The 13851-nt window shown below is 33.5% G+C and carries 10 protein-coding genes; all 10 read right to left on the reverse strand.

Annotated elements, in window-relative coordinates:
- Nucleotides 1–179: 179 nt before the first annotated feature.
- The 10 genes from HNP99_RS03205 to porZ all read right to left on the reverse strand — a co-directional run bounded on the left by HNP99_RS03205 (nucleotide 180) and on the right by porZ (nucleotide 13733).
- Nucleotides 180–905 (reverse strand): LytR/AlgR family response regulator transcription factor, encoded by a 726-nt coding sequence (locus tag HNP99_RS03205; protein ID WP_173851233.1) that lies wholly within the window; start codon nucleotides 903–905, stop codon nucleotides 180–182.
- Between the two features lie 58 nt (nucleotides 906–963).
- Nucleotides 964–1998 carry a sensor histidine kinase gene (locus HNP99_RS03210; protein ID WP_254596812.1) on the reverse strand — a complete coding sequence of 345 codons (1035 nt, stop codon included), beginning with the start codon at nucleotides 1996–1998 and terminating at the stop codon, nucleotides 964–966.
- Nucleotides 1999–2009: 11 nt separating this feature from the next.
- Complete coding sequence (locus HNP99_RS03215; protein WP_173851236.1) at nucleotides 2010–3230, reverse strand: ABC transporter permease; 1221 nt, start codon at nucleotides 3228–3230, stop codon at nucleotides 2010–2012.
- Between the two features lies 1 nt (nucleotide 3231).
- Nucleotides 3232–3978, reverse strand: coding sequence for an ABC transporter ATP-binding protein (locus tag HNP99_RS03220; protein ID WP_217424382.1), 747 nt, complete (start codon nucleotides 3976–3978; stop codon nucleotides 3232–3234).
- A gap of 5 nt (nucleotides 3979–3983) precedes the next feature.
- Nucleotides 3984–5192 carry an efflux RND transporter periplasmic adaptor subunit gene (locus tag HNP99_RS03225; RefSeq protein WP_173851238.1) on the reverse strand — a complete coding sequence of 403 codons (1209 nt, stop codon included), beginning with the start codon at nucleotides 5190–5192 and terminating at the stop codon, nucleotides 3984–3986.
- Between the two features lie 4 nt (nucleotides 5193–5196).
- Nucleotides 5197–6519, reverse strand: coding sequence for a TolC family protein (locus HNP99_RS03230; protein WP_173851240.1), 1323 nt, complete (start codon nucleotides 6517–6519; stop codon nucleotides 5197–5199).
- Between the two features lie 182 nt (nucleotides 6520–6701).
- The gene (locus HNP99_RS03235; protein ID WP_173851242.1) at nucleotides 6702–8597 is read right to left on the reverse strand and encodes a hypothetical protein; all 1896 of its coding nucleotides are present in this window, start codon (nucleotides 8595–8597) and stop codon (nucleotides 6702–6704) included.
- Between the two features lie 56 nt (nucleotides 8598–8653).
- The gene (locus HNP99_RS03240; protein WP_173851244.1) at nucleotides 8654–10546 is read right to left on the reverse strand and encodes an outer membrane protein assembly factor BamB family protein; all 1893 of its coding nucleotides are present in this window, start codon (nucleotides 10544–10546) and stop codon (nucleotides 8654–8656) included.
- Between the two features lie 138 nt (nucleotides 10547–10684).
- Nucleotides 10685–11398 carry a DNA repair protein RecO gene (gene recO / locus HNP99_RS03245; protein ID WP_173851246.1) on the reverse strand — a complete coding sequence of 238 codons (714 nt, stop codon included), beginning with the start codon at nucleotides 11396–11398 and terminating at the stop codon, nucleotides 10685–10687.
- A gap of 46 nt (nucleotides 11399–11444) precedes the next feature.
- Nucleotides 11445–13733, reverse strand: coding sequence for a type IX secretion system anionic LPS delivery protein PorZ (porZ, locus tag HNP99_RS03250; RefSeq protein ID WP_173851249.1), 2289 nt, complete (start codon nucleotides 13731–13733; stop codon nucleotides 11445–11447).
- Nucleotides 13734–13851: the final 118 nt, after the last annotated feature.

The following is a 13851-nucleotide window of genomic DNA, read 5'->3' on the forward strand; positions in this document are numbered from 1 at the left end:
TCTAATTGAGCATATCGCTCCTCTGCAACAATGGATTATCGTAGCCGTTATGATAAATAAACGGCTACTATGGAGCGCTTTAATAAAAACCCTTTTTGTTTTTATTAAAAAAATTTCTTTTATGCTTAAACAAACAAGGAATGAGTTACACTTATTTATTGATTTACAATTCTAAAACATCAATCTAATGAGTTATTAGAAACAAATGCTAAAAATTGGTTTTTATATTGGTCCGAAACTGTAATGCGTTGCTTATTGATTAGAATTTGACTGCGCTCAATAGTATCGATGTTATTTAATGAAACGATAAAAGAACGATGCACACGCATAAATTGATCGGATGACAGTTCTTCCTCAAGGGTTTTCAAACTCATTAAAGTGAGAATGGGTTTAGTTTCGGCTTTAAGCCAAATTTTAACGTAATCTTTTAAACTTTCAAAATATAAAACGTCTTTTAAGTTTATTTTTATCTGCTTGTATTCTGATTTCACGAAAAGAAAATCTTGTGTTTCTGGTGCTTTTTTCTCTTGGTTTTTAACCAATTCAAACCATTCTTTGGCCTTGGTAGCAGCCATTAAAAACTCCGAATAATCGAATGGTTTTAGCAAATAATCTAGGGCTTCGGCTTTGAAACCTTCAATGGCATATTGATCAAAAGCAGTGGTAAAAATTATTCTTGTTGACTTAGGAAGTACTTTGGCTAGTTGCAAACCCGTTAAATCAGGCATTTGGATATCTAAAAAAATCAAATCGACTTTTTCTTCATCTAAATACGACAACGCCTGAATACCGCTATGACACTTTTTAACTAAATTTAAAAAAGGTGTTTTCAAAACGTAGCTTTCCACTAAGTTTAACGCCATTGGTTCGTCATCTACAATCAAACATGATATTTTCTCCGCCATTTTTATTTAATTTTTTTATGCTATTGTTCCAAATTTAAAGTTTTCCAAACAAACCAATTTATACTTCGATTTTCAAACAAACTGAAAAAACACCTTCTTCAACCTTTTCAATAAAAGAAAACTGATCTGGATACAGTAAAGAAAGTCGTTTTTCTACATTATCAAGTCCGATACCCGAACCACTTTTATCACTATCTGTTTTAGGGAAGTTTTGATTTTTTGAGTAAAATGTCAATTGCTTGTCTTCAATTTTCATTTCGAAAACTACAGCAGAAGCTTTATCCCCAGAAACTCCATGTTTGAAGGCATTTTCGATTAAAGAAATAAACAGTAACGGTGCAATTTGTATGTCGGTTTTCAAATCTGGAAAAGAGTAGTGTACCGTAGTATTGTCATTCAATCGCAACTTCATCAACTCAATATAATTGGTCATGAAAGTAATTTCGTTCTTCAAACTTACCTTTTCATTATTAGTTTCATACAATAAATAACGCATTAATTTCCCTAGACTATGAATAGTTTGCTTGGCCATATCAGGAGAAATATCGACCAGTGAGTAAATATTATTGAGCGAATTAAAGAAAAAATGTGGTTGCAACTGGTACTTTAAATGCTGCAATTCAGACTGTAATTTTATGTTGGCTGCTTCCACGCGCTCCGCTTCTGTTTTGACCCATCTTTGAATGGTTTTTAATGCTAGGGAAAAAATAATAGGTACCGAAAAAGAGATAATATCTATGTACAAAAAGAAGTTTCTAGGGGGCTTACCACTATCCAGCACTTTACTAGCAATAAAATCCGAAAAAAAATAATAGCGAAATAACTTATTCAATCCCACAAAAAACAGAATTAACCCAATACTGATAATAATATAAACCCAAAGCTTTTTATGAAAAAGAAAGCGGTCAACCAAAACAAAATAATTGAGATAGAAAAGCAGCGCATAAAATGCCAGCGGTATCCATGAATGCAAGGCTAAATTACGAAGTTCCTGACTTTGCCCTGAAGACAACAGATACGGGAGACTAAACAATAGTAGCCAAACCATTACATGAAAAAAAACGATGCCAGATTTACTCTTTATAAAATTCATTTATTCTATTTTTATTCGTAACGAAGTGCTGTTATAGGATCTAAACTTGATGCTTTTTTAGCAGGATACCATCCAAAGAATATTCCGGTTATGGCACAAACTACAAACGAAATTACAATCGAAGAACTCGTTACAGAAGTAGGCCAGTGTAACACCTTCTCTATAAATAAAGTCGTTCCTAGACCCAAAGATACACCAATTATACCACCAGTAATACTGATTAACATGGCCTCAATAAGAAATTGCATCAAAATATCAGAGCCTTGACCACCTACTGCCATACGCAAACCTATTTCTCTTGTACGCTCTTTTACCGAAACATACATAATGTTCATAATCCCAATGCCACCCACTAATAATGAAATACTCGCAATTGCTACTAACAAAACCGTAAGCATCTCACTGGTAGAACTAAATGTTTTGATCATTTCTTCCATTGAAATAACATAAAAATCGTCTACTTGATTTGTCGTTAAATTATGATTTTTTCTCAATAAAGCATTAATTTCAAGTACTGCATTTGGCGCATCTTCCTCACTTATAGACGAAACCACGATGGATTGCAAATGTGTGATTGCCAAAATTCTTTTTTGTACTGTTGTGTAAGGCGTAAGGATAACATCATCTTGGTCTTGACCACCAGTACTTTCCCCTTTACTTTCTAGAACTCCAATAATTTTAAGCGGAATACTATTAAAACGGATCATTTTACCAATAGGACTTACACCTTCTTTAAATAAATTTTCAGCAACTGTTTGCCCAATAACTGCCACTTTTGCTGCCGAACTTACTTCTTTTTCCGTAAAGTTACTTCCTTCGGCTACATCCCATATTTTAATTTTCAAATAATCTGGCGCCACTCCATAAACTGAAGTTGGCCAGTTATTCGCTCCATAAATGGATTGACCTCCACTATTTACCAATGGCGAAAAAGAGGTTAGCAAGGTGGTTTCCTTCTTAATGGCTTCATAGTCGTTTAAGGTCAAGGTTTCCATGGCGCTACTTCCTTGACTTACGCCACCACGCACATCACTACCAGGTTTTATAGTAATCATATTAGAACCCATACTCGAAATTTGAGTTTTAATACTTTCTTTCGATCCTTCCCCAATGGCCAGCATGGCAATTACAGAGGCTACCCCAATGATAATTCCTAGCATGGTAAGAAAGGTGCGCATCTTGTTAAGCACAATTGCTTTCCAGGATATTTTTAATAAATTTTGCGTTCTCATATTAGACTTCTTCTATTGGCAAAGCTAAAAGTGCTTCGGCTGCCGATTGAACATTGTTGTTAATGTAATCTTGGATGATATGCCCGTCTTTCAACACGATAGTTCTGCCTGTAAATGTGGCAATATCTGGCTCGTGGGTTACAAACAGAATGGTTTTTCCTTGCTTGTTCAACTCTTGAAACAAAGCCATGATTTCGTATGAAGTTCTCGTATCTAGATTTCCTGTAGCTTCATCAGCAAGAATCACTACCGGCTCATTTACAAGAGATCTTGCAATCGCCACTCTTTGTTGTTGCCCACCTGAAAGCTGCGAAGGCGTATGATCAAGTCTTGCTGATAGATTGACTTGCTCCAATGCTTTTAAAGCCTTATCATGAATTTCCTCTGGCGATAGCTTTTTAGTACTATATAGCAAAGGCAACTCCACGTTTTCTATTGCGGTAGTTCTAGCTAATAAATTATAAGATTGAAAAATAAAACCAATTTTCTCGTTTCTAATTCGAGCCAACTCGTTTTTAGTCAATTCTTTTATCGAAACACCATCTATTTGATACAAACCAGAATTGGGTTGATCTAAACATCCCAAAACATTCAGGAGCGTACTTTTTCCAGACCCACTCGTTCCCATAATGGTTACAAATTCCCCTTCTTGAATACTGAACGAAATTCCTTTTAAAGCATGAACCGTCTCTTCACCCATGGTAAAAGAGCGTTTCAAATCTTCTATTTTAATGATTGTTTTTGACATAATTCTTATTTTTTTCCACGTTTAGTCATGAACGGACTCTCATTGTCTCCACGTTCCGATTTTACTTCGGTTTTTGTCAACGCTTTTAAATTATAAACCACTTCTTCACCCGCTGACAATCCGCTAATAATTTCAACATTTATACCATCACTAGTTCCTGTTTTTATAGTTTTGGATGTAATTCCTTTGCTTGTCATTACCCATATAGTAGCTGTTCCTGACTCAGATCCTGATTTAGCAACCACATCAACCGATGACAATCCATTCGCTTTTTGATAGTTGTTCAAAACTTTCATGTCTGGTTCAAAATTCACTCCTTTTGCTTCCAGCGTTAACACATCTTTTAATTCTAATGTATAAATGGTAATCGTAGCCGTTAAACCGGGTTTCAATTTCAAATCTTCGTTAGCCGCTTTTATAACTACGGTATAAGTAACTACATTTGAAGTTGTTGTTGGGTTCAGCCTCACTTGCGTAATCACACCAGCAAATTCCTCGCCTTGATATGCATCTACAGTAAATGAAACTCGTTGTCCTTGTTTTACCTGACCTATATCGGCTTCATCTACGTTTGCTTCTACTTGCATTTCGCTCAAATCTTCCGCAATTGTAAACAATGTTGGCGTACTTAAAGATGCTGCTACTGTTTGCCCTTCTTCTACCGCTCTTGATAAAACCACGCCGTCTATTGGTGAATAAATATTGGCATAACTCAAGTTGGTTTTGGCTTTCGCCAAATCTGATGCTCTTTGCGAAACAATACTTTTTGCGTTATTTAACTGATATAAGGCTTGATCAAAATCAGATTTACTGATTACACTACTGTCGTATAATGTTTTTTGACGACTGTAAACAGTTTGCATATAGCGTTGCTCATTTGCGGCACCATCGTAGGCAGCTTGTGCCAGAACAACTGCCGAATTTAATGTGGTTTTATCTAGCTCAGCTAACAATTGTCCCTGCTTTACCACGCTATTGTAATCCACATAAATTTTTTGAACTACTCCAGAAACCTGTGTACCCACACTCACTTCAGTAATAGGTTGCAAAGTTCCAGTTGCTGTAACAGTTGTAATTACATTAGCTGTTTTAGCCTTGATAGTTTCTGCTTTTATTGCTGCGATTTCTGATCCCGAAAAAAAGGTAAACCCGAAATACGCAATTGCCAAAACTGCGATTGCAATAGATGCTTTTATAATGATATTTTTCTTCATGATTTTATAGTTTAATTTCGTTCCCTTGATAAAATTGTAATAATTGAAAGTATAGTATGTTCAAGTACTTAGCCTGAATGTAATTTTGCTGCGCATTGGTAAACATGTTCTGACTCACAATTAAATCTGTTGTGCTCAAATCGTTTAACTCATATCTTTTTTGAGCCAATTTATACGATTCGCTCGCAGCATCAGTTGCCATTTTTGAGGCCTCTAATTGTTCTACAGAAGCTGTAGCATTTTGCCAAGACGTTTCGATTTTTGCGTAAAGTTCTTTTCGAACGGTTTGTGACTCGATATCGGCTTTTTCAATATTAATCTTTGCCAATTCAACTTGTCCTTTAGTTTGATTTCGATTAAAAATAGGAATCGATAAAGACAAGCCTACTCTTTGATTAAAATTCAAATTCATTTGATCTGTAAAGTTGGCGTCTTGAATACTAGTATAACCAGACCCCAAACTTCCTGACAATGAAAGCGTAGGTAGATAAGCTCCTTTGGCAATATCCAAACCTTTTTCTGAAACTGCTTTACTTACAGTAGCAGCTTTAATTTCTGGTAAATTATTAATAGCCTGATTATAAACCTCCAATTTATTAGGAATTGCACTCAGCAGGCTATTTTGAGTTTCAAAATCAGCGATTTCGAAATTATCCTCAGGCGTCAATTCTAATAATTGCTTCAAAACAATCAATTGCTGTGCGTAGTTGTTTTTTGCACTTACTAAGATGTATTTATTGGTTGCTGCTTGTGAGACTGCATCCGTATAATCTTTCATGGCGATACTACCGGCATCCAATCGCGCTTTAGATCGCACTACTTCTTTCTCTGACGAAGTCAAATTATTTTCAGCAATACGTATTCCCTCTTTATTGTATAGAGCTTGCAAATAAGACTCTGTAATGCTTAATGCTACATTGTTTTTGGCCTCCTCAACATACAAGGAGTTTTGTTGTACTAATAACTCATTTTGTTTAATTTGATTGTTCAACTGATTTCCTTGAAACAAGGTTACAGATGATGTCAAAATAGGACTAGTAGAATTTATTTGTTGCGATACATAACTACTCGTAATAGGATCTACAGTGTTACCACTAGAGAAATTTTGCGAAACGCTCCCCATTAAATTAGGCAAACGCATGGACTTTGATTTCTCATAATTCACTTGTGCCGATTCTAGTGTTAGAGCGACTGATTTTACGGTAATGCTTTTCTCTTTAACATAAGCGATACATTCTTCTAATGTCCACAACTTTTCTGCTTTCACTTCTTGTGAATAAGAAAAGAGGGAGCAAAATAGAAACCCGATGACTATATATATTTTCATTTGATAGAATTTTTACCAAATTTCATTAGAATAGCTCTCCTAACAAACCAGAATAGATGGAGAAGGTTTTTTTAGGGTTAGAAAGGGGTATTTTATAGATGGGAAAATGGACTTAAACTAAAAATGCCTCTAGATAGCGTGTTGCTACTAGAGGCATTTTATTCTATATTTCTTGAGATGTACTACCTAAAACCACCGGCATACACTTCTTTAATAAAAATTCTATTCGAAAAAACAGGATTCACTTCTATTTTAGATCGGTCTTCTTGATAGAAAGTATCTCCGTAGTAATCTTCAAATTCATATAAAATTTTATGTGGAATTTGACCATTGTTTAAATTAGAAATCCCTTTGTAATCTTGGTATACCTTACGTTCGTAAGAATTTCTTTGTCCCTCTTCAAATTCTGTTTTCTCTGAAGACACAATATTGAATTTTTCTTTATCGATAAAATAGTGGTACTCAGTTTTTGGGATTACTCTGTTTTTAGCGTTAACCGTTTTTTCAGTGTAACTCAAATGGTAGCAAAGTCGCCCATCTGAAGTTTCATCAGGTAACAACTCTAACTTGTTCCAAAGATCAAACCTGAACGAGGTAAGCAAGTTAATTGGATCTAGATTATTACTAATTTCCCAATAATCAGAATTAGTTAACTTCACCCATTTTTCTCCTACACTTCTATCTTGATAGCTCCAAGCTTCTGGTCCATTTATTATTTCGTAATAATTGTCAGGCATTTTTTTTCGAAGTAAATAATTTGTAGGTGTTGCCCATTTCTCTTCTGATTGCGGCACATTGCTTTCTTCAAAATTTAATTTAGATAGTAAATGAATTTTCTGAATGTTTTTAATTGCTTCGCTACCTCCTAAACCAGAAATAATCTTGTCCAATAACTCTGGATTATTTTGAAAAGCAATAGAATCAAGAATGTTATTTCTTCGATCAGTAATCAATCTTAAATATTTTGTTCTATTTATTTTTTCTTGTTCCCAATCAACCTCTTGTCTTTCTATTTTTTCAAAAAAGGCTATTCTAGCATCTTCCTTTTCTTCTTGAATTTTAAATCCTAATTTTTTCAATTCAACAAAACGATTGGTATGCGTTCTAACAGTATTGGCAACAAAATTAGCTTTATTTACTCGGTCAATAATATCAGTTCCTCTAGAGGTTTGTTGGCCGTTTTTAATTAATAAATCAGCATAATAAATTGCCTTTTCTTTATTTTCTAAAAGTAAATAAGCATACGCTAAATTATTAGTTATAATGAATCTAATATCGGAGTTTTCTTCTGACTCTGGATACTTTTGCACTAAACTTTCAAGGTATACCAAGTGAGGCGTTAGCAATTTAGAATCAAATCCTTTTTCTACCGTTATCTTTTCAAGCTGACTCGTTATTTCATTTTCAAAACTGAGCATTTTACCGTATTCAGAATGTTCTTTTGACGTTAAAAACTCAAACTTCTCCTTAGTCTCTGTTGTGCCGTAGCTCAATTTATAATTCAACAGATTTTGTATGCGATACATAGACGCTTCTAAAACTTTCTCTATACCAAAATTTTCATTGACATCATTTTCTCTAATTCTGCGATCAGTGTCTTCAATAGTTTTAGCAAGCTGTCCTTTTTGATACGTTCCGCTAATTCGATCAATTTCAGAATTGTCAAAATCTTGTGAAAAGACTATCTTATCAATGCATTTTACCTGAACATTAATCTTAACTTGATATTTAGAATACACACTGTATTTCCATTGTTTATTCTCTTTGTCATAGGTACTATCCGCTTGCGTACGGCTGTACTGGGGCAAAGGGATAGATACGTATATTTTTAGTTTTCCTTCGGGTTGTTTTATGTATCCGTCGATATTAAAAAACATCTTTTTAAATTTTATCTCTTCGGCTCTTAACTCACTATCCACTTGATAAATGGTAGTTTGCGTCAAAACATTATCTAAGCAAGGATATTCAGCATAGGTAATTGCTGGAACATAAAATTTCTTTTTCTTGAAATTTACTTTTTCTTGGGCTTGTACTAGTGAAAGTCCAAAAAAGAATAAGAATAGTAAAGTTTTCTTCATAGTAAAAAAAAAGCCATCAAAAAATGAATTTTGATGGCTATATTGGTTTTGGTTAATTATTTCTTATTGAAAATTTGAATAGAATTATCTAACACATAAAAAATGTTTTGTGTCGCAGGATCTATTTCATAGATAGGCTTGTTGTTTTTAAAGATAATTTTATCTACCTCAACACCATCTGCTTTTCTAACTTTAATTAAAACTTTTTCACCAGTTTCTTCTTTGGCAAAAATATAAGAGTAATCTCTGTTTTGTTTCATCGCATTGAAACGAGAGTTAAACTTAGTTGCTAGAACACCTAAAGCAGCCGAAGCAGCAGCTTGATTATTAGACTTTCTTAAAAGTTTCTTGTCAGCATCTTTATGTGCAGTACCTACTATATTTCCTTGATCATCTCTAAATACTAAGTCTACTTCTTGACCCGCAAAACCATTTACTGCTGATGCACCTCCCATAGCGTAGCTACCTACAAGTGACGCTCCTTTTAGCAATCTTCTACCTGTTTCACCCGGTTGTTTGTAGACATTATGGTATTTTACAGTTCCGTCTAACGCGATTCCCATAACCTCAACTGGACCAGATATTGCAACTCCCCAAGGGTAATTTTCGATACTGTTTAAATCTTTCTCATTTTTTACATTTACTTTAGCAAATGGCTCTGGTTTATCATCAATGCTTGGATCAAATTTATAAAGTTCCTCATCGTTGTATACTAAGTAAGCGTTTGTAGCCTCATCATACGTAGGTAAAACAGGTCTTTTATCATTAAACTTAATATTACGTTTCCATAATTTAACTCCAGTTTTATAATCTACCATGTTCCCGTAAGTTCCTGTAAGGTACATTACTTTTTCTCCTACTCTTCCTAAGTAATAAATAGGATCTTCTTTATCATCAGCGATTTCAATAAATTTTTTCCAAAGTTTTTGACCATCTTTGTCAATTAACATCATTTCATTTTCAGCTACATATAAAAAGTCTTGCTCAATAGGAATAACTCTTTTCAAGCCATCTCCTCTAGCATCCTTTTTCCATATTTTCTCTCCCGTTTTTAGGTCAAAAAAGTTGAAACCTCCGTAATGAGCAATCAATAATTTTGTTCCCCAGTCTTCTAGGTATACCACTCTTTTAGTTTTGATAGACTCTTTCCAGATACTTTTACCGGTTTCAGTGCTCAGTACATTTAAATATTGTTTATTAGAAAAAACTCCTTTACTATTTACAACAACAATATTTTTATCATTTTGAGTAAGGAAAAACTTTGAATATTCTTCATCAGCTTTCCAGTTTAATTTTCCAGATTCTTTTTCGAAAGAATATAATTTTCCGTACAATAAGTAATAGATAATTGATCCGTTTACACGAGCAATATTTGTATTAGCTGATTCTTTTAAAGAAAAACTAAATAGTGATTTTGCTTCATCAACAACTGTATTCCATTTTAGATCTCCAGTTTTCATGTCAATCAAAGCAATAGCCATATTACCACCACTTTTTAGCGTAAGTAAATACTCATCTGTTTCAGGAAGAAAATCAGATTGTGTTACCCAAAAAGATTCTTTAGAAGAATTGTAAGCAACTTTTCCTGTATCAGTGTTTATAATCAAAAACTTAGAATTGATATAAGCTTCAACATAAGGACTTCCAGCCACACTTGTTAAATCACTCTTTTCTTTAAATAGTTTTCCAAAATCCGGATCTGCTAAAATATCTGCTGCGCTCGTTTTTCCAAAATCTTCACTCGTTAAAGTCCAGATTATTTTTTTGGACTCAGGATCAACACCTTTAATAGTTCCGCCTTCTTTAAAAACAATAACACCTGTTATTTCGTTTTGAACTAAATCTTGTACATTAGACTCTGTAGTAATTATTTCATCATAGGTTCTCTGGGCAAAACCCGAAAAACTAACTAATAATACTAACAGAATTGAAAGTGTAATTTTCTTCATAAATAAATTTTTAAAATAATATGTAATTTAGGGCATGCTTAGTATTGCAAATGTTTTAATCCTTTCAAAAAAATATTTATTTCCTCACAAATACCAACGGCCAAAGATAACTAAAATTAAAATTTTTTTAAGTTAATTTTAAGAAAAAACTTCTTTCAATACCTCTAATGATTTTGGTCTTTTGAAACCATCAAGGTGGTAACTGTAATAATCTATTAAAATTTTGAGTACAATTTGCCTTTCGATTACGTGAAATATTTTATCATGATTATCAAAACGCAAGCCTATTAATTTCTTAAATAAACTTGTTTCATGAGCCGTTAAAGAACTTATGGCATGTAATGGCGTAAAAACACCTTCGTTCATTTCAAAAAAAGGCATGTCAATATCATCTACATCTGGATAAAAGCCCAAGTATTTGGTGATTTCGAGTAATAAAATTAAATGAAAATTAGCAATTTCATCGTGATGATCTAACCACGATAATGCTGCTTCTAAAAAAGAGAAAAGTGATTCGTTTTTTTCTTCTTCGTGTATCGAATGGTACAAAACTTCAGAAATAAACATCACCATCGTACTTTTATAAATATCCGAATGAATGCTTTGAAAAGGCGTACTAATTTTTATTTCTTTAAAATTTTCTAAAGTGCCTTTGTTTTTATGAATCGCTTCAATTTCTAGGATCGAAAGCGGCTGAAAGTAAGCTATTTTTTGATTTGATTTCCTTCCGGAGAAAGCATCCCGAACAAAATAAGACTTCAAGCCATGCGACTGCGTAAAGCATTTCACTATCAGACTTTTTTCCTGGTATTTTAAAGAGGAAATAACAATGGCCTTAGTTTTTACTTGCACAATTAGAATTTATAAGATTGTAGAATTTAAAAATAACTTTTTTAAACTACCTGATTATCATTACTTTTTTAACTTTAGTCTCAACTCCGTCTTCTGCAGCTATAAAAATCATATAAACTCCTGATGCTACTTTATATTTTCCAAAAGCTGTGGTATCCCATTCAATCGTACCGCCCTCAGCAGTTGTTTCATAAACCAAATTACCTGTAACATCTGTAATTTTAACATTTGCCTTATCTATTAGACCCGCAATTTTTACTGTTCCAGTATATCCTGGTCGCACTGGATTAGGATAAACATACGCATTACTTAAGTCATCATTTGCTTTTGTTGCTAATCCTTTGAACGAAATCAATCCTTTATCAGTAGCAATAAATACTTCTCCAGAGGTACCATTAATATCAATATCTTTAATTGCATTACTAGGCAACGGCGAGTTATCTATCGTAAAATGATATTTTGTTTCTTGTCCGTTAGCAGATACCATGAATATCCCAGAGTCTGCAGTTCCTATCCATTTATTATTAGCACCATCAACAGCAATATCAGTAATATATTGCTCGTATAACAATTCTTGAGGTAAATTATCATCAACAATAATTATAGCACTAGTAGTTAATTGATTATCTGTTTGAAAACGACCAATATTTGATAAAACTCGCAACCCTTTTGTGGTTCCTATCCAAAGTTGGTTTTTAGTATCTACCGCAACTGCTCTTACATCTGCAACAGGTAAATTACCCGCATCTGGACCAAAAGTAATTTTCTTAAAGACAGTCCCTTTTTCATTAAACCCTATGACTCCATTTTTATTAGTTGCCATCCACTTTGTATTATTTCTATCGATTGCTATGGTTCCAAAACTATTATCCTCACTAACATCTAGGATTGCATCCATACCATAACTTTGCCACTGCCCGCTTTTACTGAGAGCTTTTATTCCATTTTTTATTCGGCTATTGGTTACCCTTAAAGTTCCTGATTTATCAAATGCAGCACCATTTATACGAACATCAATATAATCAGGCCCTACAAATGTTAATGTTTCTAAACCACTATTTTTTTGATTGTACAAAACAGTGGGTGCATCATTTTCAATTTTCAACAAACCCGAATAAAAGGAGCTCAGGTAAACTTCATTTTCATTATTTGGATTAATAGTAACCCTACTAATCGATTTTGCTCCAAGCACTTCGCTAAACGGAATATTCAACCAACCCGAAGTACTGTATTTACTAATACCAAAATCATCCAAAGGATACGGATTATAATCCACCGAATAATCTCCATAAACAGCCCAGAAAAAATCTGATCCGCTTTGTATCGCAAAAACATTATTTCGTAGCGGACCCATCGGTGTCAAATTCTCATATCCAGCACCTGCTGTTACATTTGTTTTTAACAATCCATTTTCTTTTGTTCCTATATAAATAACCTCTCCAATGGTTGCTGCTGATGTAAAAACAGGAGTAATATCAGGTACGGTATTGTTTTGTATTTGACGAATTAAAACCAATTGTTTGTTATAAATATGTACAGTAGTGGCTGTGGTTATTACCAAATAATCAGCTGCAGCATATAAATCAAGCACCGATTGATTGAGCGGAACAAATCCCAAAAAAGTATTTGAAGCTGGATTGTATTTGTACACATACCCCGAAGTATTTATTGCAATTAATTCTGTACCAAAAGAACTAATATCTGACCAATTATCAACCGCAATTTGTGACCATTGCTTATAATCATTAAGGTTTTCATTAATTAATGTAGCTCTTTTTATACCCATGCTGGTAGCCGCATAAATAAAAGCACCATTAATTGTAGTTTGCTTAACTTGTATTTGAGCTCCGTTATCTCCTATAAAGTAGGTGTCACCAAAGAGCATTGTTTTTAAATTAAATTGAACAATTCCAAAATCACAGGAAACATAGATGATTCCGTCATATTCCATGAAATTATTAATTCTTTTTAGGTTAGCGGGTAGTTGTTTATTAATTATATCTACCACTTTTAGAATACTATTGTCAGCTTCATTAATTACAATCAACAAACCGTTCTCATAACCTACAATTCTTTTATTTAAAATTGTGCTATAATATACCGCGCTAATTGTTTGGCCTGAAAGACCGTCTAGAGTAGTTGTAGTTTTGATCTGGTTACTTAGGGTGTTGACATTAAACAACGCGTTCTCAGAAGCGGCATAAACAGTAGTTGCAGAAGCAGTAACATCTTTAATTTCGTTATACGAAAAATAGCCTTGCCATGACAAATTGTTTTGAGAAAACGCTGGGTGCATGCTTAGAATAAATAGAAAGCCAAGAATTCTTTTTGTCATTTTATCAGTACTAATTAGATTCACAAAGATAACATAAAGAACGGAAACGGATTTTTTCTATTTCGATAAAAAAAATGCCTTCTAACCAAAATAAGGTTGAAGGCATTTTTATATAATT

The organism is Flavobacterium gelidicaeli, assembly GCF_013294005.1.
Taxonomy (GTDB): Bacteria; Bacteroidota; Bacteroidia; order Flavobacteriales; family Flavobacteriaceae; genus Flavobacterium.

What these genes read in the sequence shown, in the direction of transcription:
- HNP99_RS03210 (WP_254596812.1), bottom strand. Translation starts at nt 1,998, where the DNA reads ATGAATTTTATAAAGAGTAAATCTGGCATCGTTTTTTTTCATGTAATG.
- HNP99_RS03220 (WP_217424382.1), bottom strand. Translation starts at nt 3,978, where the DNA reads ATGTCAAAAACAATCATTAAAATAGAAGATTTGAAACGCTCTTTTACC.
- HNP99_RS03225 (WP_173851238.1), bottom strand. Translation starts at nt 5,192, where the DNA reads ATGAAGAAAAATATCATTATAAAAGCATCTATTGCAATCGCAGTTTTG.
- HNP99_RS03215 (WP_173851236.1), bottom strand. Translation starts at nt 3,230, where the DNA reads ATGAGAACGCAAAATTTATTAAAAATATCCTGGAAAGCAATTGTGCTT.
- HNP99_RS03205 (WP_173851233.1), bottom strand. Translation starts at nt 905, where the DNA reads ATGGCGGAGAAAATATCATGTTTGATTGTAGATGACGAACCAATGGCG.
- HNP99_RS03230 (WP_173851240.1), bottom strand. Translation starts at nt 6,519, where the DNA reads ATGAAAATATATATAGTCATCGGGTTTCTATTTTGCTCCCTCTTTTCT.
- porZ (WP_173851249.1), bottom strand. Translation starts at nt 13,733, where the DNA reads ATGACAAAAAGAATTCTTGGCTTTCTATTTATTCTAAGCATGCACCCA.
- HNP99_RS03240 (WP_173851244.1), bottom strand. Translation starts at nt 10,546, where the DNA reads ATGAAGAAAATTACACTTTCAATTCTGTTAGTATTATTAGTTAGTTTT.
- HNP99_RS03235 (WP_173851242.1), bottom strand. Translation starts at nt 8,597, where the DNA reads ATGAAGAAAACTTTACTATTCTTATTCTTTTTTGGACTTTCACTAGTA.